Raw genomic sequence first — 25,436 nt, 5'->3', positions numbered from 1 at the left:
AATACAGTCGTCAGCTAAACGATATGATCCTATGGACTCCCTTGAAAAAGGGAGTTTTTTTATGGCTACTATTGCGAATCGCTTTTTATGATTTAACTTTGATTAAAACTTTTTATTCATTGGAGGCACTCGTCGAATTACTCGAACATACAAACAGAAGCGTATTTTTGACAGGCAAAGCAGGAACGGGGAAGACGACCTTCCTCAACGATTTTGTAAAAAAAACGCGTAAAAAGCATATCATTGTGGCACCAACGGGTATTGCTGCAATAAATGCCGGTGGCGTAACAATTCATTCGCTGTTTGCTATTCCGTCACGAACGTTTGTGCCCACCACAGAACACATTGATCCTAATCTGGCAATGAATATCAATGAGCTCTTTCCTTATTTCAAATACAGAAAAGACAAACTGGATCTTTTCCGCGAGATCGAACTGATTGTTATTGATGAAGTATCCATGTTAAGAGCAGATCTTCTGGATATGATGGATCATTCTCTGAGACGGGTCAGAAGAAATCAGCTACCATTTGGAGGAACGCAGCTTCTGCTAATAGGGGACTTATACCAGCTGCCTCCGGTAGTAAGAGATGACGCAGCCCAAATTTTATCCAAATTCTATGAAACACCGTTTTTCTTTTCTGCCAAAGCATTACAGAAAGTATCTTTGGTGACCGTAGAGCTCATGAAAGTTTACCGTCAGAAGGACGAAGAATTTCTCGATATTCTTAACGCAGTCCGGCATGCAGATATTAGCAGTCAAAAGCTTGATCAGTTGAATAGCCGGTACAAACCGGAATTTGAACCTGACAATGAATCCTATATCCACCTGTGTTCACACAATCGTATTGCAGATCATATTAACCAGAAAAAACTGGCTGAGCTCGCTGAGGATTCCCACTTGTATAAGGCTACAGTGATTGGTGATTTTAAAGAATCCCAATATCCGAATGAGGAAACTCTGGAGTTAAAAGAAGGAGCCCAGATTATGTTCATAAGAAATGATTCATCACCTGCTAAAAAATTCTATAACGGTAAACTTGCAGAAATCTCTTATTTGGATGATGAGACTGTAAAAGCCATATTACATGAAACCAAAGAAGAAATAACGCTGACGCAGGAGGTCTGGGAACATAAAAAATACAGCCTTGATGCTGATAAGAATATCAAAACAGAAGTCCTGGGTAGTTTTGAACAGTATCCTATACGTCTGGCATGGGCTGTTACCATTCATAAAAGTCAGGGACTGACATTTGATCGTGTGATTATTGATGCCGGAAAATCTTTTGCCAGTGGTCAGGTATATGTAGCATTAAGCCGTTGTCGTACACTGGATGGAATTGTTCTGAAATCTGAAATTCCGCAGAAAGCAATCTATAAAGATCCCAGGATTGAAGATTTTCAGACTGCTACCGACGCTACTGATATTCTGGAGGAGCTCCTTGAACAGGAAAAATATGATCATACGCTGCATAAAGTTCAGATGACCATAGATGCAGGATGGTTAAAAGATGCAGTAATGGTCTGGACAAATACTGCATTATCAGCAGACATTCCGGATCAGAAAAGATGGGAAGTGTTGTCAAAGAATTGTAAAGCAGAAAGTGAAAAACTTTTTAAAATATCTGAAAGATTTAAAAGGGTCATTCAGCAAATGGCCAAAAGCTTTACAGCAGGAAATAGTCAATGGTCCGAAATTGAAGATAAATGTAAAGGCGCGGTAACCTTTTTTTATAAAAGTGTGGCTGAAGATTTTTTGCTGCCTTTAAAAAATTTTTACTCAGAAACGATAGGTACTAAAGGTTTAAAAGCTTATAATGAAGAAACTAAGATATTCCTTGCTGACCTTGCAGACTATATCGACAGGCTGAAAGCATGTTATTTGCTGGATGTTGCTTTATTTGATGAAGTCAATGAAATGGATACTTCTATACTTGTTGTAAAAAAGCCCACGCACCTTATTACATTCCAATTATTTGATGAGGGAATGCCTCCTTTTGAAATTGCCGAAAAAAGAAATCTCAGCCTGGCAACAGTCTACAGGCATCTGGCAAAAATGGGTTTAACAGAAGTGGAAAGAACTTTTAAAATGTAATCCATTTTCTCGAGGTAATCAACGATATCTTTTCCGTAGTGCTGCTGAAAAACAGGATCATTTTTTAACCCATTTTTTAGAATGTAGAATAAGGTTGAAATGAAACAAACAAACCCAAGGTTTAATCTAAGGTGGGAAGTGAATTCCTGACCCCATTGTAAACATATATCTTAAATAGGGGATTTTAGTTTAATATGTAAAATATGTGGTACAACGGCTTTTATTAACTTAATATTTTGTTAAAAAAATCACTTTTATGGGATAATTTACTGCGTGTCTGGCATTTTTTGTTATTTTAGCCGCCAAGAATGAATTTATGCTTATTGAGGAGGGGTTTAAAGCCATATATTTAAACTATAAAATTAAGGAGATTGTTCCTTTTCTGAAGAAGCTTACACCGAAAGACAAAAAAGAAATTGCCGCTCTTTTAAAGAAATTTATAAATAAAGAATGGGGGCACAATAGTATTTCTGTGTTGGCGGCTTTGGCGTGCTGTAAAACCAAAAATGAATATGAAAAAGTAAGCCCGGGATATTATTCTATGCCGGTAGCACTTATTGATGAGTTATTGGAATCTTATGTTCCCGAATGGCTGGGAGAAAGCTATTCATTTTTACGAGAAGTTGGATATTTAAAAATGCTGGAATGGGAGCAGAAAGGTTATCTTACCGTGAATGATGAAATAGGTGCATCCCTGCTTACATCATCACTTTCAGAAGATGAATTATCTATCTATCCGGTTACCCTGGAGTCACATATCTGGCTTTTATTTGAATATGAAAGCAGTGTTACGGAACGTTATGGTGATAGAAACTGGAAGGATCTGTTAAAAAATCTTGTTGAGCAAAATAAAATTGACCGGAACAGGGTGCTAAAATCAGCTCTGCAGGCTATTCACTTTAATTTTTCCAAAGAATATAACGCCTGGTACCTGGAGCTTTTTGCCCATCTTGAGCCTACAGATAAAGAAATTTTGAGATTACAGGAAGAGCTGTTTCTTGTCTTTCATTCTACACAACAGTCATTGTTCTCCGGAATACTAAAGATTTTAAATCCTGTTATTACCGAAAAAGATTTTAAAACAGAAGCATTTTTAGATGCTGTAGAACCTCTGTTGACACTCTCTACCAAGAATGTTTTAAATGGGGTACTGCTGGCATTGGAAAAGATTGCCAAAAGCAATGAAGAATTCAGAGAAAAGATAGGTGTTCTTTTGATGCCTGTATTTTTAAATAAAGATAAAACGATACAGACGAAAGGAGCCAAAATTATTGTTAAATATGGTAACCCGGAATCTCATATTATAAAAGAAGAACTCAAGTATTATAAAGAGAATTTTCTTTCAGATACCCACACATTATTAGGTCAGTTTCTGATTGATGAAGAAAAACCTGAACATCAGGAAGGACAGAACTTTGTAAGTGGTTTGTGGTATGAACCACAACCTATAGCTTCTGTAGAAACGATAGAAGATTTTATATTTTTGGCTTCCCGGGTGTTCAATAACAAAGAAACTTATCATATCGATCAGTTTCTGGCAACGTTGATGAGGCTTAATCACGAACTTGAAGATGATCATTTTAATAAGCTTGAGCCCGCATTTAAAGCAGCCTATAAATTAAAAGGAACATCGGGGCTACACAATTTATTAGCTACATTTTTCATCAATTATGGCTTGCTGAAGCAAAAGAAAGCTTCTGAAGTTCTGCTGAAGGCCCGGTTAGAATTTCCCCGATTGGAAAATTGGGGTGAAAAAAGAACCCCTTTAATTTTCAAAGCCTATCAACAGTTTTTTTTAGATATTTTCGAATCCTTAAAAGAAGGAAAGAAGTTTCCGCTTCTTTCAGTTCCGGATCATACCCCCTGCTGGATTTCTGCTTTTACACTGATTGATAAAATAAAGATATACCAGGATCAGCATGAGCAGCCTATAGCTTTCGACCTTCAAATGGCTGTCCTTCGGGTGAAAAAAGAAAATCTGAAACAAGCTGAACAATATGCAAAAGAACTACTAAATGCAGAATATTTTAATTTTCTGAAACCTGTTTTTAACCCGGATTACTTTACAGACAGGTATGAGAATGCCTATCTTGAAGGTAATTTTGATTGGAAACTAAGCAGCAGAAAAGTCTATAAATGGAATAATACGGAGGAAATCCCTCAATTATTGGTAAGTATTGAAAACCGGAAAGAAATTCCGGAAGATTCAACTCTTTTAGATTATTTATTCAATTCTTATCATGGCGTTTATCATGATGACCTGACTTGTATTCTATATACAGCTCCTTATTTTTCAGGCTCTGTTTTCGCAAAAAAATATAATGAGACTTTATCCAATGCTGTTTATCAGTATGATATTAAAGGAAATATAAAATTCCTTGATGCATGGATGAAGCTGAATTTACCTTTTCAGCCTATACATTATGTATTTCTATCTGCCGGCTTGCTGAATAAAGATAGAACATTCTCTGGTATGGCTTTTGAAGTACTGATAAATAGGGCGTTTTCAAAGGATTTTGATGCCCGGGAACTAGGAATGTTAATCGGTGAAAATATCAATTTTGAATTGGCTCCGGTTAAAAGACTGACAGACGGACTGGCTGGATGTATCAATTTGAGTTCCAGACATAATCAGCTTTTTGAGAAACTGCTGATCTCCACCCTTACAGCCATTGAAAAACCTGTTTTTAATCTGAAAAAAATCCTTGAGCTTTATTATGAACTACTAAACCTGAACCAATCCGAAGCAGACGAAGCTATTGCTGATAAGCTCCAGGATTGGGAAAGAGAAAATAACCTGAAAAAAATTATTCATCAAATTAAAACACATGAAAGAAAGACTTTATGAGATCCTTAATGAGGGAAAAATACATGAGATCGTACCTTTTTTGAAACAACTTTCTGTTGACGAAAGAAAAGCACTCGTACCGACGATAAAAAAAATGGACAGGGAGATCAATAAGATCGTCATGACTAAAAACTCCTACCATACTGCCGGTTCTGTAGATCAGCATTCTATTGTAGATATTGCATCACTTGCCTGTATGGATCAGAAAAATTTTGGGAAAAACTATTGGAGTCTTTTCCGGAATATAGAGCAGACTGAGAAAATACTGGAGTGGGGATGCCCGGACTGGTTTTCAGACTTTATCAATGAATCTGTAGAGGCAGAATCTACAACATTTAATTATCAGAACGTTTTGGAATGGGCTGAGAAAGGATATATACACCCTAAACCTGAGCTGTTGGGGTATCATTTGTGCAATTATCCGAAGAACCTGGATAAACACCCTGAAACATTGAAAACCCATTTCTGGTATTTGTGTGAATATCCTTCTAAATCATTACCATTCCATAAAGAATGGTTTCCTATCATTCAAAAGCTGGTTGCAGAAAAGAAAATTGACAGAAAAAGATTTTTGAGAGAATGCCTGCTGGCTTCCAATAGGAACTTTAATAAAAATGTTACCGGTTGGTTTATGGATGCATTTACTGCATTAAAACCAACAGATGAGGAGCTTGTGGAGCTTCAGAATGAATTATTGGCAGGATTAACGTCTGCCCAATCCAAAGCAATCAATACCATATTGATACATTTGAAAAAAATAATTCAGAATCCTGAATTTAAAATAGATGAATTTTCCCATTATCTGCCTAATTTATTAAGTTCTGAAGTCAAAACCGTAGTGGCCTCCAGCCTTATCCTTACGGAAAAAATTTTTCAGAGAAGAAGAGTTAACCCGGAGATGTTGGGAATAGCTTTAAGCACGGCATTTGTAAGTAAGGATGACGGAATACAGTCTAAAGCATCAAAGATTATTATAAAATATATCCCTGTTTCTGAAAATATAAAAGAAGCCCTTTCTCATTATTCAGATAATATACTGACTAATATACGTCCTGTTTTGGCAAAGTATATTGAAGATACACAGCAACAAGAGCTGGAGGATATTACAACTGAGAAATTAGCATTAATTACCAAAGAAAACAGGGTTGAAGAACCTAAAAGCTTTGAAGATTTAATGTTCCTTCTTCCGTTGGCAATAGAAAATCCGGAAAGCTATTATTATGATATTGCGTTGGCTGGGCTCATCCGTTTTGGTGATGAAGTGAATACAGAATCTGTAATATTAATAGAACCTGTATTTCTGAAAGCCTGTAAAACAATTGCGAAATGGGAGGTTCCCTATTTTAATGTGATCCTCTGCAACCTTGTTATTAATTATGGGTTAAGCTTATTGAAGAAATTCCCATTAGAACTGAAAAACCTGGAGAAAATATATGCTAAGACGCGTGAAAATGAGGCGTCAAGAGAATCCTATTCAAGTTATTATAAAAAAATAGGCCCAATAGAAGGGGTTGGTGTAGGAGGTCTTGCTATGAACGTATTCAAGGAAATTGCCATGGATGCTTATCATAAAATCCAATCGGGTGATAAGACCCCACTGCTGTCTACCATAACCCATGCTCCTTGCTGGATTTCTCCGGTGAAGCTGGTAGAAAGATTTGAGGCCTACCAAAATAAAAATATTGAGCCTAATCCGCTGGATGTGCAGCTGGCTTTACAACGATGTGCATTAGACCATGTTTCTGAAGCAGTGTCACTGGCTGAGAAAAATCTGAAAGGAGAATATAAAGATCTCCTGTTGTTCCTGTTTGGAAAACATAAAAGCCCTAAAGGAAAATTTGAACATCCTGCCTGGTGGGTGACCGCTGGAATCACACGATCTCAAGATATTGCTTTTGATGAGTTTAAAGATTTTGGCTATGAAAATATCCCTCAGGAGTTTTTTTCCGGAATTTATGAATGGAAGACAATAGACAGTAATAAGAATTCATATTACCCTGTTGAGCTGAACATAAGCATTCCAAAATACCGTTTTGAAAAGAGAAAGGATCAGCTGCTTATGGAGTATTTCATTGCGGAGCAAAAGGATTTTTCTGAAATTCCTGCTTTTATGTGGAGTTTCCCCAATGCCCAGGCCAATATTCTTGCCAGAGTGATTAAAATATGTCTGTTCTATTCGGGATTGGCAGAAGTATATGAAAGAAATCTGGTTCTGAATACTGCCAAGGCCCTGTATCAGATTAAAAAGCCTTTGGATGAAATGGGATATCTCTTTTTGGGAACTATTTTCCTGGATGGCGATAAAACAATCAGGGGGATTGCTGCCGAAATATGGTTGGAACATGTTTCCCATCAAATGATCAACAATGCACAGTTAGGAAAAGTGATCGGCTTGCATGAAAAACTGGAATGGGCGCCTGTTAAAAGGCTAACTGATCTTATGCAGCATCATATGCTGAATGTCAGTAAAAATCATAATCATGCACTGGAAGAATTAATATCAAATATATTACTTCAAATGGAAGAACCTGTCACTAATTTAAAAAAATTACTGGAGGTTTATCACGAAGTCTTAGCTTTAAACCAGTCGGAAGCTAATGGAGATGTACAACAAAAATTAAACGACTGGAAAGAAAACTCAAGCCTGAAAAAAATCTGCAATCTTCTTCTTAAAAAATAAATTTATGGAAGATACGCTTATTTACAACTATTCCAGATCATCATCTTTGGTAAAAAAGGGAGCGCTGGAAGAACTGTTTCTTGCAAAATATAGCGAGATTCAGAAGAATACTGATGTCCCCTGTTTTTTCTGGGGCAATGTGAGACAGCCATTTATCCTGGCCCGATGCCTGATTAGTCTTTCAAATATTGTAAAGTCGAGCTTTAATCTTTCTCCATTTCAAATGGCCTTGCTTAAAGATCCTATTGTGACTGCAGGGAATGAAAGATTACGTTTTGAAGGATTTTCGCACTGTGCAGGAGTGTATGCACGTATAGATGTTCTGCCTGATGGATTGGATGGAGAATTTCTGGAAAGTGGTACTACAAATGTAGATTTTAATCAACCTATGATTAATGCTTTAGGAAGCATTCGTCCCAACGAGAGTATTGTACTTTCGGTAGGCGAAAAAGAAGTGGGCCTGTATAAAGAAGAAACAAAAGTAGTGGAGAGGAAAGTTCCTCTGCCTTTAAAATGGATCAATGGATTGGGAACGGTTCAGGTTTATTTATCCAAATCAGAAAGGCTGCATACATTCAATAAAATTCAGACACAACAGCTGTTCAGAGGAATGCCGAAAGGAGTAGTGAAATCAGACTATTACCTTATTGTAAGAGGAAATAAACCCATGTTTTCTCCTGTGAAATCTATGGATGCAGTTTGTGTGGGAGGTATTCACAGGCTTCGTCTGCTGGAACCTCTTCTTCCTTATATAGATCATATGAAGGTTTTTGCCCATCCCAATATGCAGTCTACTACATGGCAGCTTTATATGGGGAATATAAAATTCAGTTTTTCTTTATCAAGAGAAAGCTGGCGTGGATTTTCCGGAGAAGGTGCTGTATTAGATAATTTAATTAATGATGTTGCTGATGAGTGGATAGATGCATTGGATAAATATGCTTATGCCAATCAATCTTTTAGCACAACAGTTCTGGCATTGGAAGAAAATGTCAGCCTGAAAAAGGTTGCTGATCTTACAGGTAGGCTGGCAGCAATGGGAATGCTGGGCTATGATTTGGATGATAATGGATTTTTCTACCGGAAACTGCCTTTTAAACTGAGTCGTATTGTAGGGTTAAATCCCCGTCTGAAAAATGCTGAAAAATTAATTGAAGACGGAAAGGTTGAAATCTTACATCATACTCAAGAAAGAACTGAGGCCAGAGTAGAAGGAACAGGCGTTCATCATACGGTAATTATTGAAGATAAAAAAGAACGCTGTACCTGCGAATGGTTCAGTAAATACCAGGGAGAGAGAGGCCCCTGCAAACATGTTCTGGCAGTGAAAAAGATTGTGAATAAGGCCGATTAAGGTTTAATATATAGTTCCGGCAAGCCCAAAGGGCTTGCCGGAGTCCGTTAGAATAACGATAATATTCAATACCTATTTATTTTTTATTTCTAAACACTATAATTATCATCGCAAGGAGAGGGGCTAATGAAAATGTTCCGTATAATACTAAGGATGCATTTTGGGTACCTTCAAAACCTCCGGGATTTGTGATGCCTCCAATATTTGACACGAGACCTGCCAATGCAGCTCCAAAAGCTGTGGCGATGAGCTGTACTGTAGTTACTGAAGTTGAAGTCAGTTCCTCTTCTCCCTTAGGAGCTAAAGAGAATACTTTGGTTAATAAATGAGGCCAGCCGGCTCCGATTCCCATACCTATGGCAAACAGGAAAATACAGGTTAAAACAAGCTTTGTAGATGTTGAGATGATATCCATAGGAAAGGAAATGATAGTGAGCCCGGATAGACCTATAAGCATCAGGGTGCATCCGGAGAGAATCAGCTTGTTGGAAAAATCAGCCTTCACCCCCGAAAATAGTATAGAAGAGAGAGTCCAGCCGATAGCGATAAGTACGGTAAGGTATCCAGACTGTATCGGTGAGAATCCATTAAGTACCTGAGCAAAGTAAGGGACAAAAATTTCAATGGAGGTTGCAATTGTCAAAAGGGACATAACAGCATATACTTTTCCTAAAGAGGAAGAGAGGCTATAAGAACCGGAAGGAAGAAGACGGACTTCTGAATTTTTATTTTCTCTGATCTTTACCATATACAGGAAAAATAAGGCAAGAACTACTCCGGCAATATTGACTGAACTATTCTCAAAAATACTTCCGGCCGAAACAGAAAAAGAAGCAAGAACAAGCATTAAAAGTTTCAAAAAAGGAATGGAAGGAATCTCCTTTGCACTTTTTGTATTAGGAAGAATAAGGGAAGAGATGATCAGTATAACCATGCAAATAATCAAAAGAATTCCAAACGCCCATCGCCATTCATTTTGTTCCGCAAAAATTCCCCCTATAAACGGCCCTGAAAAAGCTGCAATACCCCACATTCCTGAAATGAGTGCCATAGCACGGGGCCATAAATTTTCCGAAAATACAATTCTGATCATGGCATATGACAATGCAAACAACAATCCTCCACCAAGTCCCTGTATAAACCTGCCTAGTAGTAAAATAGGCATTGATGAAGCCAGGGAGCAGACTAAGGTTCCCACTGAAAAAACCAGAATGGCCAACTGATAAGATTTTCTGGGCCCCAGCTTTGATATCCGGTTAGCAGAAATAACAGAGCCGATAACGGAAGCTACTACAAATAGAGTAGTATTCCATGCGTAATATTCTAATCCTCCAATTTCTTTTATAATAGAAGGCATCACTGTTGTAGCAAGATAAACATTGGTAGCGTGAAGCATAACCCCCAATGCCAAGGTGACGGCTTTTATTCCGTTTCCATTAGAAAATAAAGCATACCAGGAGGTATTTTCTATAGCTGTTGATCGATTGTTTGTACCCTTCATATGGTGTGATAATATAAGAGTACAAATTTCAGGACTAAGCCAAAGAAAGGCAATATCTAAACTGCGGTTTATCTGTCACATTTTACGGTTGACAACGATATGTATTAGGATTACTGCCGGTATTGTTTTTAAAAAAACGGGTGAAATAGGAAGGACTTTCGAATCCCAAAATATAGGCACATTCCTTGACAGAGCAAGTTGTATGCTTTAATAAATATTGACTTTCCAGCAACAGCCTTTCATGGATAAGTTGTAATGCCGTATATCCGGTTTCTATCTTGATGACTTCTGTGAGGTGTTTAGCCGTGATCCCTAAAAAAGAAGAGTAATCTGCCACTGTTTTCCAATGGGTAAAATTTTTGTCAACCAGTTTTTTGAACTCATAAGTGATCTGATAATTACGATTCATATTTTTTTTGAAGCCGAGCAAACAGAATTCGCAAGCCCTGTTGTACTCATATAATATTTCTAATGTGATCAGACGCACGAGATCCAGATGATAAGCTGACTGCTCTGTCAGTTCATTCCTGATGGATCTGAATTTTTCCAGCACACGGGGGAAAGAATCATCCAGAGCATAAACAGGAGGATAGTCGGTATTCAGTTCTAAAAGTTCATCTACAATCCCTTCCCGTACAAAAGTTTTATTGAGAAATGATTGATCAAAATGTAATTGAATAACTTCCAGATCAACTGAAGGATTTTCGGTAGAAAAAATTTTACCGGGCGAAAGAATAGAAATCATATTCGGACCAAGCTCAAAACTATGATGCCCGATTTTAACCAGTGTATTTCCTTTCAAGCATAATAAAACCACATAATAATTGTTTTTTTGCGGAATAGCTGCCAGAAAACGGTCAGTATCCTGGGTATAAAGGATTTCAGGATTCATATGGGATTTATTGAAGATTGATCCATTCTTCATAGGTAAGTACTCCCAGCTCTGGTTTTCCTTCACCCTCCAGAATTGAAATAAACTCAAGTTGGTTGCCATCCGGATCATTAAAATAAATGGCCAGAGCCGGCATCCATGCAAAAACCATTGGCTGAACGGTGCCGTTCTTTAAAAAATTATAAGGTTGTAAATTTTTAGTTTCTAAAAATTTCACAGAATAATTCAGGATATCTTCTTTATGGCTCGTAAATGCAAAATGTCTGGTTTGAAGATTCTCTTTTTGCTCCCATAATCCCAACATAAATTTCTTGTCCTCTCCAATCCACAAAAAGGCGATAGGCCTTGTCTCATCTCTGTGTGCTAATTGTAATCCTAATACTTTTGTATAAAACGCTACTGCCTTTTCTAAATCGCTTACCTGAACATGTGTTTCATATAATCCTGTAATCATAGTTCTAATTTTTAATCATCACAAAGCTAGACAACCGACACTTAAAAAGCTGGTATCTGTGATTTTTTAACGTGAAATGAATGATAGACGGTTTTTATAATGTATAATGTATAATGTAATCATTAAACATCATTTTCTCTGTCAATAGAAGTGAGCTTTGCCTGCTTTTCAATAGGATGACGGCAAGACCTAAAAATAAAGTGCTTAGATTTTTAACAGTAATCCGCTATAAATTTCCGATAAACACTCAGTTTCCTATGATTCAAAATAAAAATGCAAAAAAATTTTCAATAAAAATATCTGCGCAAAATGATTGCGTAATAAGGTGTTTACTTTGCATCAGAAATTAGAGAGGAAGATATAGATTCCTAATGTTTAACAAAAAAACAGTAATCATGAAATTTAATTTTTTAAGAAAAGAGACTAAAGTAGTTAGGAACTACGAAGGTGCAAAAGCGTATGTGATGACACCTGCCGAAGAATTATATAGTGCTGTTGTTACAACAGGACTGTCCAATACATCTTATGAAAAAGGAAATGACAGGTTGGAAAGAATCCAGTCTCTGGTTAAAAAAAATGATCCGGAGTTTGTGGCGAAATTAGCGGTCTATGCAAGAAGAGATATGTACCTGCGCTCTATACCATTGGTTTTGACAACTGAGCTGGCAAAGCAGACTTCAGGTACGGATTTAGTAAGCCGGACAGTGGATGGTATTGTTCAGAGAGCGGATGAAATCACAGAGCTATTGGCTTACTACCAACTTGCCAATGAAAGAACAGAAACAAAAAAACTGAATAAATTATCAAAACAGATTCAGAAAGGTTTGGTAAAATCATTCAATAAATTTGATGAATACCAGTTTGCAAAATACAATAGAAAAGCTGAGATCACATTGAAAGATGCATTGTTCCTGGTTCACCCAAAAGCAAAAGATGAGAACCAACAGGCTGTTTTCAACAAGATTGTAAATGGTACTCTGGAGGCTCCTTATACTTGGGAAGTTGAACTTTCAGTATTAGGGCAGAAGAAATTCGCTACTGACGAAGAAAGAAAAGTAGCCTTCAAAAGCAAATGGGAAGAATTGATCTTCAGCAATAAGCTGGGCTATATGGCAACCTTACGAAATCTTAGAAATATTTTAGAAGCGGGAGTGTCATCTTCAGCAATGGATAAAGTATGCCGGTACTTGGCCGATGAAAAAGCGGTTGGTAACTCAAAACAGCTACCATTCAGATTCCTGGCAGCTTATAGAGAGTTGAAAAATACTGATTCTCCATACTTGTCCTCTCTTTTGGAAGCCCTTGAAAATGCAGTAATGATAAGTGCAAAGAATATTAAAGGCTTTGGTTTTGATACTTCAGTGGTCATTGCAGCGGATGTTTCAGGTTCAATGCAGAAACCGGTGTCCAATAAGAGTAAAGTCCTGTTGTATGATATAGGATTGCTGATGTCTATGATCCTGCAGTCACAGTGTAATAATGTAGTAACAGGTATATTCGGTGACCGTTGGATGCGTGTTCCGATGCCCAAAAATAGCATTTTAAGAAATGTTGATGAGTTCTACAAACGTGAAGGAGAAGTGGGCTACTCTACAAATGGTTATCTCGTTATCGAAGATTTGATCAAGAGAAGGGAAAAAGTGGATAAACTAATGTTGTTCACAGATACCCAGATGTGGGATAGCCATGGCTTGAAAAACTCTTTTGAAGACTCCTGGAACAGGTACAAAACCATAGCTCCGAATGCGAAGCTGTATATTTTTGATCTGGCGGGTTATGGTAGACAGCCTTTAGAGGTCAGAAAAAATGATGTATACCTTATTGCAGGTTGGTCGGACAAAATTTTCGATGTATTGAATGCATTGGAAGACCAAAAATCGGCAGTAGAAATGATAAAAAAAGTAGTGCTGTAAGAGGCACTGCTTTTAAAATAAAAGATAATAAAAAACAAACTGCGTAAAAAGAATGCGTATTTAGCTTGTAATTTTGCAGTAGTAAAATACCGGTGCCGCAAGAAAAGACGTTCTTCGAATCCAAACTGACAGAGTCTTTCACCACATTGCCCGGTATAAAATAACCAATGCCGTTGATAAGAGTTCCATCGTCAACTTTTAATTGAATACCATACACTCTTATTATTCATTGCTTGGTTTTTTAATAAAAAAATTAGTACGTAATATAGAATGCGCAGAAGCTGCATAAATTTAACGAGAAATTAATAACAATGAAATTATTATAAACAACAGTAAAGGGGTAAGTGCCGTAGAGCAGAGTTACTTCGTTGGGGTAACAAAGGTACAGGTTCAAGTCCTGTTCTGTGGAATCAGATGGTGTAAAGATAGCACCTTGTTAATACGTCTCTGTTTGAATCATTGCCTTGCTCAACTTATATCAAGTGTCGTTTTAGGATCATACTTCGGAATTTTAATCATTGGGTCGCAGGTTCGAACCCTGCCTTCTCCCCCGAAAAGGAGAGGTAGCTCAGAAGGTAGAGCAAATGCACGACAGATCCTAAGAATATTACCTTGATTATTATCAAACAGCACAATGACTGATAAAAAATAAAATACATACTCAAGTGTCGTTTTGGAATCATACTTCGATTGCACATCATAAGGTCGCAGGTTCGATTCCTGCCATCCCTGTTGTAAACGGGATGTAGCTCAGAAGGTAGAGCATATGGAAAAGAAAGATTCCGCAATTTTACCTTGATGTAATAAAGAGTGCCGTAGAGAAGGCTTACTTCGGTTTAATTTGGTTCAACTCCAGAATAGGTCATGAGAATGATCTTATAAAAGTCTTCTCTTATTTTTGCCTCTTTTTATTAAAAAAAACTAACAAGTGCCGTAAAATAGTGTTACTTCGATTATCACGACGGGGACACGGGTTCGAATCCCGTCTCTTTCACAAAAAATTACGATGTGTAGTAGGAAGAGTAGCTCAGGGGTTAGAGCACGACATCACTTTTTGCTTATTGCCTTGTTTTATAAAAGAAAAGCTGGAAGCTGTGAGACATCTTTGTATCATAATTTTCTACAATGTCCGATTGATTGTTTTCTTTCAGACTTTTACAATGTCCGTCTTTGCACTTTCAGCTTTATTTTAATAATAATATAAGTGTCGTTAGGAAAAATTTCATCGTTACGCAACTATGGGAGGAATAGCGCAATCGGTAACTCCGGTAAGGCTATCCGGTTCGATTCCGGCTCAACGTACAGCCCGCTTTTTCCTTATCATTACCTTTAAAAAAAATGCCGGTAGATTATTTACCGGCATTTTTCGTTGTATTTTCAAGGTCTTCCTCAAACATCATCTTCCATTTTGAGAGTGTTGTTCTGCTTATTTTATATTTTTTAGACATATAACTGGTAGAATGCCCGTGCTTCTTTTGATATTGAAGAAGCTTCAGCATTGTCTTTTTGTCGTATGTTTTTAGCTTTTGGTTTTCTCTGGACTGCTGAAATAATTTTTCATTAAACTTCAGGACATCTTCAGAGGTATTCAGCTTTTCAAGAAGCTCTTTGATTTTAGGGTCTTGTAATTTCTCAGGATGTTCCAGTGTAAGCATATCATGGTAAATCTTTTTGTAATTCGGGCGCATTCTGTATCTGTTTATCCGTTAGTATTATCAACCTTTTGAAGCCATCGGTGGAGTGTGCTTTTAGGAATAGAATATTCTTTAATAACATCAGTTTGTGTCATCTCTCCCGAATGAATCCTTTTCATGATAAATTCTTTAATCTCCTGAGTATAAATATTTTTTCTGAAATATGGAATTTTATCAGATTTCTGCTGGTTTTTATTTACTGCAGAAGGAGGAGCATATAATATTAAGTGAGAACTATACAGTCTGAAAAAATCATACTCTAATAATTTGCTCCATCGTAGAAGAATATCCGCCTCTAGTGATTTTTTTTCGTACATCTTTTCAACAGATTCTTCATCCTTTCCCAAAAATTTACATATTCTCTCAATAGTTATTTCATTTTCATCAACTCTCTCCTTAATAAACTTTCCGATATGGATCTCTTTGTATAACATTTTTATTGAATATTATCTTGATTAAACTTATGTATGCATTGAAAAAATAGGCAGTATATATTAAAGTATGGACGAGCGGATTAGCTTGATTTTGAAGTCAATAGAGTATTGGAGTAATAATGCTCCAAAAAATGTTCAAGATGAATTTAATATCTTAAAAGAATGGGGGCATTGCCACTTTAATTGATCTTAGAATATATTTCTTATTTTCATTTGGTTGATCAACTCTCTTCTCTTTCAAACCTCTTTTTTCTACCATTTGTGTAAATAATATATAACCTATTAAAGTTTCTTCATGCAATTCTATCTATTTAAGTAGTTATTTACAAGGGGTTATGTGTTTTGATAACAAAACTTTACGTAAACATTCCCTATCAATAGTAAATAATTTGCTTAATTGTTTTCAAATTTAAACAAAAATTGGAAGTAAGCAGAATAAGAATGGTAAAAAAGTTTATTTATAGTAAAATTTTAATTAAAATTAACATATTGTATAACGGTGGTGTGAATTATTTAAAAAGATTAGAAGAAAGATCAAAAGAAAATAATTGTATGCCATTGTACAAGTACATACCTTTGTCTATCAATGAAAAATACCATAAGCTTATTCGATTTTTCGAAGAAAATCAATTATAAAAATGAATTGCTGGCAGGCTTTACCGTAGCCATGACCATGATTCCGGAATCTCTTTCATTTGCTATTCTGGCGGGGCTTTCACCACTTACAGGTCTTTATGCAGCTTTTATAATGGGACTGGTGACAGCCGTTTTAGGGGGGCGTCCCGGAATGGTATCAGGAGGAGCTGGTGCTACCATTGTTGTTCTGATTGCATTGATCCAATCTCACGGGATAGAATATCTTTTTGCAACTGTAGTATTGGCGGGCATATTTCAAATGCTGGTAGGGATCTTTAAGCTGGGGAAATTTGTCAGGCTCATTCCACAACCTGTTATGTATGGATTTCTGAACGGATTGGCTATTATTATCTTTATGGCACAGGTTGAACAGTTTAAAATTACAGGGACTAATGGAGCCGTCAGCTGGCTTCAGGGGATTCCTTTATATATTATGGGCGGATTGACTGCCTTAACGATTGCCGTAGTATATTTTTTTCCAAAGATCACAAAAGTTGTACCCGCTTCTTTGGTTGCTATTATCGTAGTATTTGCAGTGGTTCTGGGTTTTAATATTCCCACAAAAACAGTGGCTGATATTGCCCATATAAGTGGAAATCTTCCAAGTTTTCATATTCCGCAGATTCCTTTCTCTTTGGAAACATTACAGATTATTTTTCCGTATGCCCTTATTATGGCCGGAGTAGGACTGATAGAGTCACTACTGACATTGTCTATGGTGGATGAAATTACAAATTCAAAAGGAAATGCCAACAAAGAATCTGTTGCGCAGGGTCTTGCCAATATGACCAACGGCTTTTTTGGTGGAATGGGCGGCTGTGCAATGGTGGCACAGACACTGGTAAATCTCAATGCAGGATCAAGAGCCAGGTTGTCAGGGATTATCGCTTCTTTGATGATTCTGATGATCATCCTGTTTGGAGCTCCTGTTATTGAAAAAATCCCTATGGCTGCATTGGTAGGAGTAATGATGATGGTGGCTATAAGTACTTTTCAGTGGGTTTCTATCAGAATTATTAATAAAATGCCGAAATCAGATATCGTGGTAGGAATTACGGTGGCTCTGATAACGGTCATTCTGCACAATCTTGCATTGGCAGTTTTGGTGGGGGTCATTATTTCTGCATTGGTTTTTGCCTGGGATAATGCTAAAAGAATACGGGCGAAAAAATATACGGATGAAAACGGGGTAAGGCATTATGAAATATATGGCCCGTTATTTTTCGGTTCTGTCACCACATTTTTGGATAAATTTGACCCAATAAATGATCCTGATGAGGTGATCATCGATTTCAAAGAAAGCAGAGTAGTAGATATGAGCGCCCTGGATGCTCTTGATAAGCTGTCAAAGCGGTATAAACAGGAAAATAAAACATTATACCTTCGCCATCTTAGTGAAGATTGTCGCAAAATGCTTAAAAATGCTGAAGCCGTGATTGAGGTTAATATTCAGGAAGATCCCACATATAAAGTAATGCCTGAAAAATAGGTGATTGTCAACCGTGAATTTTGCTTCGCAAGCTAGCGGTGCTATGAGTGTAAATGAAAAGATTGACAAGCGTAGCGTATTGAACGTTCACGACTCCTAGATAGGTATTCATAAATTAAACAAGGACCGTAAAAAGAAAATTACGGTCCTTGTTTTTGCTTTTATTTCATTCCATAAATCATAAAATATCTTAAAACAGGAAACTAAAGTAATGCATTTCTGATAAATATTTTATCTTTGGGAATAAGTAGAAAACTAAACACTTTTTGATGATTAATAAAATTTAAATCTTTTTCAAAAAAGCTAAATAAAACTTTTAACTAAAACATATTGAAAACAGATATCGACATTCATAACCACTGTCATTTTTCCTTTGACTTGTGGCTCACATTAATCAAATCTCATCCTGAATTTAAAACAAAAAGAGTTGAGCTGTTCTCCTCGTTTTTTGATGTAGACAAACCCATAGAAGACGTTGCCAAAACTGTAAAATATTACGATGATCTTTGCAATACAATTAATGAGGTAACAGGAGGTAATATAGATACTTTTGAAATCTATCTGATGATCTTGGGCGCATTGAATATTGATATAAAGCTTTTAAATAAAGAAAAACTGAACGAATTTTATCTTAAAAGCGAAGCGCTTTTTTTAGAATACAAACCGGTAATTATTTTTGAAAATATTCATGATTTTTTTGATGATATCAAAAACCAGGGTAAAACCATTAATATTCTAAGCAATACCGGGTTTATCAAAGGTAAAACGATGAGGAAATTTCTGATTCATGAAAATCTGGATCAGTATATAGATTTTCATATCTACTCCGATGAGATAAACTGTTCCAAACCGAACCCACTTATTTTTCAGGAAGTGAAGAATAAGATTAAAGATCAGGATATTCCAATGCATCAGATTCTGCATATCGGAGACAACCCTGTGGCAGATTATAAAGGAGCGAAAGACTTCGGTTTCAGTGCACATTTACTTAAACACTAAAATAAACATGAATACAAGATACAGCTTACACCACATTCATTCTGCAGATGAGTTCACTTTCTCACCGGCAGAATACAGCTATTTCAAATATGGCGATAAGTCGTATGCTGAAAAATTTGCAAAGGAATTATTCGAGGGGTTTATCTCTCAGAATAAAGAGATTTTAGATACAGATAAAGAAATTGTGGTACTTCCAAGCCCATACATGGCAATTCCTACCGCTTCCAACTTTTTATGTTTCTTCTTTAAAAAATACCTGGATTTTTATCTCTTTCAAAAAGGAAAAAAATCAAGTATTTTATCTAAAATCAATAGAAACCATACCTATATTACAGATTATGGGAACCTTAATTTTGAAGATCGTAAAAATCTGATTGCCAATGATACTTATTATATAGATAAGGATTTTTTAAGAGGAAAACTTTGTATTTTTATAGACGATATAAAAATTACCGGAAGTCATGAATATACAGTGAACAGAATCCTGAATGAATATAAGGTAGAAGCTGATTTTATGTTCCTGTACTACGCTGAACTGATGAATTTTGACCTTGATCCTAAGATTGAAAACTATTTCAATTACTATGCAGTACAAAATGTACATCATATTGCTGAAGTGATGGGAAAATCGAGTTTTGAATTCAATACAAGGATCGTGAAATATATTTTAGGCCTTAATTCAAGTAATTTTGATTATCTTACGTCTAAAGTAAAAAAAGAACAGATGGACCTTCTTTTGGAGCTGGCCATCAGTAACAATTATCATTTAATAAAAGAATACGAAAATAACATCAATACTTTAACACAAACGGAATTATATTATGGCTATTAACTTACAAAAAGGACAAAGAGAAAACATTAACGCACCTAAATTTACTGTAGGTTTAGGATGGGATATCAATAATACTTCTACAGGAACAGCATTTGACCTTGACGCTTCTTTATTTTTACTGGGTGAAGACAAAAAATTAGTGTCAGACAGCCACTTTATTTTTTATAACAACCTTGAGTCTCCGGATAAATCAGTAATTCATACCGGGGATAACCTTACAGGAGAAGGTTCAGGTGATGATGAGCAGATTAAAATCGATCTTACAAAAATTGATGCTGCCATTCAGGAAATTACAGTAGTCGTTACTATTCACGATGCAGATGCTAGAAAGCAAAACTTTGGACAGGTAAGAAATTCTTTCATTAGAATTTTTAATTCAGATACGAATGAAGAAATCTTAAAATATGAACTGGATGAAGATTTCTCAATCGAAACGGCTGTAGAGTTCGGAAGAATCTACAACAGAAACGGAGAATGGAAATTTGAGGCTGTAGGAGCAGGACAAAGAGACGGCCTTGAGAAGTTTGTATCAATTTATCAGAAATAAGTATGGATAATCAGGAAAATCAACCCATAGATCCGCTAGGATCAATTGAACCTCTTAAAACATTTGAACCTACGCCAATGGCTCCGCCGAGTCAGCCTGTTCAAAATGCAGCACCGGCAGTTCTTGTAGACAGAGAGGGAAATGTAAGCCTTAGTCAGTTGCAGCCGGAAGAACGCCAGAAGTATGAGCTTCTTGCCAACTCCATTGACGAAGCTAATCCGGGATCTATTGTGAATTTTGGAGCTGAGCTTCAGAAAACATTATCGAACCAGAGTGACAGTTTCTTAGGAAATGTAAGAAGATCAAACTCAGGAGAAGTAGGTGTACTTATCAATGATCTTTTGGTAGAGCTTAATTATGTAGACGTAGAAGAGCTTAATGGAAATAAAGTAAAGAGTTTCCTAAGCAAATTGCCTTTCATGAAAAAGATCATGACTCAGGTGGAAAACCTATTTACGAAATACGATAAGATCATCAATAATATTGAGCAGATCTCTTATAAAGTAAATGCGGGGATCATTACTTCTACAAAAGATAATGCTGTATTGCAGACTATTTTTGAAAGCAATGTAAATTCCATTAAGCAAATTGAAGAGCTGGTAATTGCTGGAAATGTAAGAATGGAAAGAGCTGCAGGAGAGCTTGCCCTGATGGAAGCCAGCCCTGAAAGCTATCAGGATTATCAGATTGCAGATAAAAGAGATTTCATTGCAAGATTAGACAGAAGAATGGCTGATCTTAAGGTGGTACGTGTCATCATGATGCAGTCGCTGCCACAGATCAGGTTAGTACAGAATAATAATGTTTCTATTGCTGAAAAAGCACAAACAATTCTTACCACGACACTTCCGGTATGGAAAAACCAGCTTTCTCTGGCTGTTGCCATGTACAGACAGCAGCAGAATATTGAAATTCAGCAGAAAGTATCTTCCACTACTGAGGCTATCTTAAAAAAGAATGCAGAACGTCTTGGTCAGAATTCAGTGAATGTAGCCAGAGCCAATGAACAGACTATTGTATCTGTAGAAACACTAAGAGAAACAACTTCAATGCTTATCAATACGCTAAACGAAGTGAAACAGATTCAGAAGCAAGGTGCTGATAACCGAAGAAAACTGGATCAGGATCTTCAGACATTGGAGCATGAATTAAAAGCTAATGTCAGAGGTTAATTAACAGGGTACCAAGGTGGGGGATGATGCAGCAACCATATTGTCGCAAAGCAAAAGAAGGTTAACAAAGCTTAAACTTCTGGCTAATTTTTTTGAACATATTGACATAATATCCATTTACATCAAAACAGATATTATCCACAATCTGTTCCAGGAGAATACTGCTTTGGATTATAGCAAACTGGAGCTTTTTCACCTTCAATATACCGACAGCCTTATAGAATTGCTGACCAAGATCAAAAGACAGAAGGAAAATGATATGCTGACTGTCATCAATGAAATTGGTATTAATAAAAAATATATTTCAGGTTTTGAAGAAAGACGGGTAGACAGTTTTCAGACGGACAGGAAAATGTACAGTGGCGTATTTTCACAACATTTGAAAACATTGTATAAAGATCTTACGGAAGATGTTTTTACCGCCAATTGGGATAATGTACTCTATTTCCATAAGAAGTATGCTCAGGAATTTTACAGGAATGAAGCAGATGAATCGCTGCTGAAGTCTGAATCTTTTCCTGCCTATCAGTATCTGGATTATTCCATTGAAAGAAAACTGTTGGGGAGACTTAATATACAGGGATTTAAAGTACGTTTTGTTTGTGGCTACCTTTTTGGAATTCATGAGTATGAACTTTTCAAGATCTTTCAGTCTGATGATTATTTTATTTTCAGTGTAGACGAGAAGAAACTTTATCTTTTAGACAAAGAACTGGATCAACTCGATATTTCTGAAAATCAATCGAATCAGGGAACTATTATCGATCAGTTGAAAAGGAAAAATGAATACCTGGAAAATAGTATGAACGAAAGAAAACGCAGTATACCCACAGAAGTGGAAGGTGTTTTGAAAGACTATTTAAAAAACCTGGAAAATATAGATATTATGAGCAAAATATTTGATTTCGATGAAGAAACAAATATCCTGAGGGCAATGCTTAATTTGAATTTGAATAATAACTGATACGAAATTTGAAAAGTGAAAAAGCAAATCCGCTCTTTCACAAAAAAAAGTAAATAACAACTAAACATAAAAAGATGGCTATCAACTTACAAAAAGGTCAAAGAATTAACCTTAAAAAAGAAAACGGCGCAGAACTTTCCCAAGCTTGTGTAGGAATCAACTGGGGAGCAATTGAAAAAAAAGGTCTTTTTGGAACTAAAAAAGAAGCAGTAGACTTAGATGGAAGCTGTATTTTATATGATTCAAACAAAAATGTAACAGAAGTCATTTATTTCGGAAACCTGAAATCCAGAAACGGATCTGTAAAGCACAGTGGAGATGACCTTACAGGGGATATAAATGGAGATGATGGTTTGGATAACGAAGTAATCACAGTAGATTTCAGCCAACTGGAACCCAACATCGAACATGTTGCAATGGTTCTAAACAGTTACCAAGGTCAGGATTTCGGAACAATTCCTTTTGCTTCTATCCGTATTTATGAAGGATCTCCTACCAACGTAAGAGAAGTTTTTGCTAAATATGATATCGCAAACGATGCCTCTTTCAGAGGACATGTTGCTATGGTAATGGGAGTATTCTATAAGAGAAACGGAGAATGGAAGTTCAATGCGATCGGAGATCCTACAGCAGATAGAAAACTGGAACAGACAATTCAGACTGTACAGATGAATTACTTATAAACAATTATCAATCAATAGATAAATAAATTAGCAATATTTGTACCTTGTACACTTATTGCTTTTATCATATAATAACATATAACTCAAGTGGAACATCAAAGTATTTTAGAACTGCACCCTGGCCTGGTCTGGGGATTCGCGATAACGGTTGTTATCATGCTGCTCCTGGATTTAGGGGTATTCAATAAAAAAAGTCACGAAGTCTCGTCCAAAGAAGCGACCATCTGGTCTATCGTGTGGATCTCACTTTCTATGATCTTTTCAGGCGTAGTGTATTGGGTTTTCAATACAGACGGAACACCGGAAAGTCATGCTATTGCGGTAGAGAAATTTACACAGTATCAGGCCGCCTACTGGATTGAGAAAGCCCTTTCTGTGGATAACTTATTCGTGTTTATTCTTGTTTTCGGCTTCTTTAAAGTTCCGAAATACCTTCATCATAAAGTGTTGTTCTGGGGAATTATCGGTGCACTGATATTCAGAGCTATATTTATCTTTGCTGGAGTAGGACTTATTAACCTTACTTATCTTCCTGAAATGAATGTTTTCGGAAAACCGGTACAGATCAATGTAGTGATGGCCCTGTTCGGACTGTTTCTTGTGTACGCAGGAATCAAATCCTGGGGTGACGGAGGCGATGATGACGATGAAGACTACAGCAATACAGCAGGAGCAAGACTGATTAAAAGCTTCTGGAAAGTTTCTGACAATTATGATGGTGACAAATTCTTCACCATTCAGAATGGAATCAAGATGGCAACACCTCTTTTGGTAGTGGTGGGGGTTATTGAATTTACAGACGTTCTTTTTGCTGTGGATTCTATTCCTGCAATCTTTGCGATCTCAAATGATCCTTTCATTCTTTACACATCGAACATCTTTGCTATCTTAGGTCTTAGATCATTATATTTCCTACTGGCAAACTTTATTCACATGTTCAGCAAACTTCCATACGGTCTGGCCATTATCCTTTCATTTATTGGAGTTAAAATGCTTATTGCACCGTGGATTCACATTCCATCTCCTGTTTCTTTAGGAATTGTAGGAGGAGTATTGGTGATCTCGGTTCTTTTATCCATTATATTCCCTGAAAAAGAAGAAGCGGAAAAAGAAAAATTAGAAGACTAAACGTTTTTAAAATAAAAAAAGCCCTGAGAACTAAACCTCAGGGCTTTTTTTATGGCTTCATATTAAAACAGACAGACAAGTTTGTCTGTTTTGTTTTTTTATCATACATTTGTCATACAAAACAAAAAGAGATGAATTCTCCAAGAGACAGAATAATTGAAACAACATTTGATTTGTTTGTAAAACAGGGATATAATTCCACGGGTATTAATCAGATCATTTCCGATGCAGGAGTGGCTAAAGCAAGTTTTTATCTGCACTTTAAATCCAAAGAAGACCTATGTGTAGAATTTTTGAAGGTAAGACATCAGTTTTGGTTCAGCGAACTTCATCATTTTTCATCATCGGCAAAAGATCTTCAGTCTAAAATCATCAGTGCTTTTGATTTTTTAATCTATATGAATCAGAAGGAAAACTTCAGAGGATGCAGCTTTCTGAATATTTTATCAGAAATCCCAATGGATAATGTCAAAATACTCAGCGTAATTCAGTCACATAAAGCGGACCTTAGAAACTACTTTTTAGAATTGTTGGCGGATGATGTACTTTCCGATCATATGTATATGCTTTTTGAGAGCAGTATCATTGAAAGTCAGCTTTTCAAGTCTAATGAATTGATTGAGAAAACAAAAAGAATAGTCACCAATTTAATACAATAAACAATGGAACAGAAACATCCGCTTCCCCCTTTCACTCTTGAAACGGCGTTGGAAAAAATTCAAATGGCAGAAGATGCCTGGAACAGTCAGGACCCTGAAAAAGTATCTAAAGCATATACAATAAACAGTGAGTGGAGAAATAGGGATACCTTTATCAATGGAAGAGAAGAGATTGTTATATTTCTTCGTAAGAAATGGGAAAGAGAACTCCATTATAAACTCAAAAAAGAATACTGGGCACATACTGACAACCGTATTGCGGTTCGTTTTGAATATGAATATCAAACAAAAGATGGCAACTGGTTCAGGGCCTATGGAAATGAGAACTGGGAATTTGATGAAAACGGACTCATGCAGAAAAGGTATGCAAGCATCAATGATCTGTCGATTACTGAAAAAGACAGGAAGTTCAGATAAAACCAAGAGACTGTTATCATGACAGTCTTTCTTAGTGTCAGGCTAAT

20 protein-coding genes are annotated in these 25,436 nt (G+C 36.4%); 15 read left to right on the top strand and 5 right to left on the bottom strand.

The annotated features are described in order from the left end of the window. Window positions 1-119: 119 nt before the first annotated feature. The 4 genes from JML65_RS12905 to JML65_RS12890 all read left to right on the top strand — a co-directional run bounded on the left by JML65_RS12905 (window position 120) and on the right by JML65_RS12890 (window position 8,975). A complete protein-coding gene (locus tag JML65_RS12905) occupies window positions 120-2,093 on the top strand; it encodes an AAA family ATPase (RefSeq protein ID WP_237390875.1) in 1,974 nt (657 codons plus the stop codon). A gap of 316 nt (window positions 2,094-2,409) precedes the next feature. Beyond that, window positions 2,410-4,941, top strand: coding sequence for a DUF6493 family protein (locus JML65_RS12900; protein ID WP_202271098.1), 2,532 nt, complete (start codon window positions 2,410-2,412; stop codon window positions 4,939-4,941). Continuing rightward, complete coding sequence (locus tag JML65_RS12895; protein WP_202271097.1) at window positions 4,922-7,621, top strand: DUF6493 family protein; 2,700 nt, start codon at window positions 4,922-4,924, stop codon at window positions 7,619-7,621. Before JML65_RS12900 ends, JML65_RS12895 begins: the two co-directional genes overlap by 20 nt. A 4-nt stretch (window positions 7,622-7,625) precedes the next feature. Then, window positions 7,626-8,975, top strand: a complete 1,350-nt coding sequence (locus JML65_RS12890; protein ID WP_202271096.1) for an SWIM zinc finger family protein — start codon at window positions 7,626-7,628, stop codon at window positions 8,973-8,975. Window positions 8,976-9,051: 76 nt separating this feature from the next. Here the strand turns inward: JML65_RS12890 and JML65_RS12885 are convergent, their stop codons facing one another. The 3 genes from JML65_RS12885 to JML65_RS12875 all read right to left on the bottom strand — a co-directional run bounded on the left by JML65_RS12885 (window position 9,052) and on the right by JML65_RS12875 (window position 11,822). Further along, window positions 9,052-10,476, bottom strand: a complete 1,425-nt coding sequence (locus tag JML65_RS12885) for an MFS transporter (RefSeq protein WP_202271095.1) — start codon at window positions 10,474-10,476, stop codon at window positions 9,052-9,054. A gap of 82 nt (window positions 10,477-10,558) precedes the next feature. Next, on the bottom strand, window positions 10,559-11,368 hold the full coding sequence (locus JML65_RS12880; protein WP_202271094.1) for a helix-turn-helix domain-containing protein: 810 nt from the start codon (window positions 11,366-11,368) through the stop codon (window positions 10,559-10,561). A gap of 7 nt (window positions 11,369-11,375) precedes the next feature. Beyond that, the gene (locus JML65_RS12875) at window positions 11,376-11,822 is read right to left on the bottom strand and encodes a VOC family protein (RefSeq protein WP_047489409.1); all 447 of its coding nucleotides are present in this window, start codon (window positions 11,820-11,822) and stop codon (window positions 11,376-11,378) included. Window positions 11,823-12,217: 395 nt separating this feature from the next. On the opposite strand from JML65_RS12875, the gene JML65_RS12870 reads away from it, so the two are divergent. Continuing rightward, window positions 12,218-13,735, top strand: a complete 1,518-nt coding sequence (locus JML65_RS12870; protein WP_202271093.1) for a TROVE domain-containing protein — start codon at window positions 12,218-12,220, stop codon at window positions 13,733-13,735. A gap of 1,349 nt (window positions 13,736-15,084) precedes the next feature. Here JML65_RS12870 and JML65_RS12865 read toward each other — a convergent pair. After that, complete coding sequence (locus JML65_RS12865; protein WP_047489406.1) at window positions 15,085-15,423, bottom strand: hypothetical protein; 339 nt, start codon at window positions 15,421-15,423, stop codon at window positions 15,085-15,087. 11 nt (window positions 15,424-15,434) lie between these two features. After that, window positions 15,435-15,863 (bottom strand): transposase, encoded by a 429-nt coding sequence (locus tag JML65_RS12860; protein WP_202271092.1) that lies wholly within the window; start codon window positions 15,861-15,863, stop codon window positions 15,435-15,437. A gap of 586 nt (window positions 15,864-16,449) precedes the next feature. Here JML65_RS12860 and JML65_RS12855 point away from each other — a divergent pair. The 10 genes from JML65_RS12855 to JML65_RS12810 all read left to right on the top strand — a co-directional run bounded on the left by JML65_RS12855 (window position 16,450) and on the right by JML65_RS12810 (window position 25,389). Further along, the gene (locus tag JML65_RS12855; protein ID WP_202271091.1) at window positions 16,450-17,988 is read left to right on the top strand and encodes a SulP family inorganic anion transporter; all 1,539 of its coding nucleotides are present in this window, start codon (window positions 16,450-16,452) and stop codon (window positions 17,986-17,988) included. A 330-nt stretch (window positions 17,989-18,318) separates the two neighbouring features. Next, a complete protein-coding gene (locus JML65_RS12850) occupies window positions 18,319-18,987 on the top strand; it encodes an HAD family hydrolase (protein ID WP_202271090.1) in 669 nt (222 codons plus the stop codon). A 7-nt stretch (window positions 18,988-18,994) separates the two neighbouring features. Continuing rightward, a complete protein-coding gene (locus tag JML65_RS12845) occupies window positions 18,995-19,819 on the top strand; it encodes a phosphoribosyltransferase family protein (protein ID WP_202271089.1) in 825 nt (274 codons plus the stop codon). Continuing rightward, window positions 19,809-20,366 (top strand): TerD family protein, encoded by a 558-nt coding sequence (locus JML65_RS12840; RefSeq protein ID WP_047489391.1) that lies wholly within the window; start codon window positions 19,809-19,811, stop codon window positions 20,364-20,366. The genes JML65_RS12845 and JML65_RS12840 overlap by 11 nt, the downstream gene beginning before the upstream one ends. 2 nt (window positions 20,367-20,368) lie before the next feature. After that, window positions 20,369-21,538 (top strand): toxic anion resistance protein, encoded by a 1,170-nt coding sequence (locus JML65_RS12835; RefSeq protein ID WP_174772382.1) that lies wholly within the window; start codon window positions 20,369-20,371, stop codon window positions 21,536-21,538. Between the two features lie 16 nt (window positions 21,539-21,554). Continuing rightward, a complete protein-coding gene (locus JML65_RS12830; protein WP_202271088.1) occupies window positions 21,555-22,502 on the top strand; it encodes a hypothetical protein in 948 nt (315 codons plus the stop codon). A 74-nt stretch (window positions 22,503-22,576) separates the two neighbouring features. Continuing rightward, a complete protein-coding gene (locus JML65_RS12825) occupies window positions 22,577-23,185 on the top strand; it encodes a TerD family protein (protein ID WP_047489388.1) in 609 nt (202 codons plus the stop codon). Between the two features lie 87 nt (window positions 23,186-23,272). Further along, entirely contained in the window at window positions 23,273-24,313 is a 1,041-nt protein-coding gene (locus JML65_RS12820) for a TerC/Alx family metal homeostasis membrane protein (protein ID WP_047489384.1), read from the top strand. A gap of 131 nt (window positions 24,314-24,444) precedes the next feature. Next, window positions 24,445-24,972 carry a TetR/AcrR family transcriptional regulator gene (locus JML65_RS12815; RefSeq protein ID WP_202271087.1) on the top strand — a complete coding sequence of 176 codons (528 nt, stop codon included), beginning with the start codon at window positions 24,445-24,447 and terminating at the stop codon, window positions 24,970-24,972. A 3-nt stretch (window positions 24,973-24,975) separates the two neighbouring features. After that, the gene (locus tag JML65_RS12810; protein ID WP_084086755.1) at window positions 24,976-25,389 is read left to right on the top strand and encodes a nuclear transport factor 2 family protein; all 414 of its coding nucleotides are present in this window, start codon (window positions 24,976-24,978) and stop codon (window positions 25,387-25,389) included. Window positions 25,390-25,436 lie beyond the last annotated feature (47 nt).

This window comes from Chryseobacterium sp. KMC2 (assembly GCF_016756935.1).
GTDB lineage: Bacteria > Bacteroidota > Bacteroidia > Flavobacteriales > Weeksellaceae > Chryseobacterium > Chryseobacterium rhizosphaerae.
The sequence above is the reverse complement of the archived record's forward strand: the minus strand, read 5'-3'. Positions and strand labels throughout refer to the sequence as shown.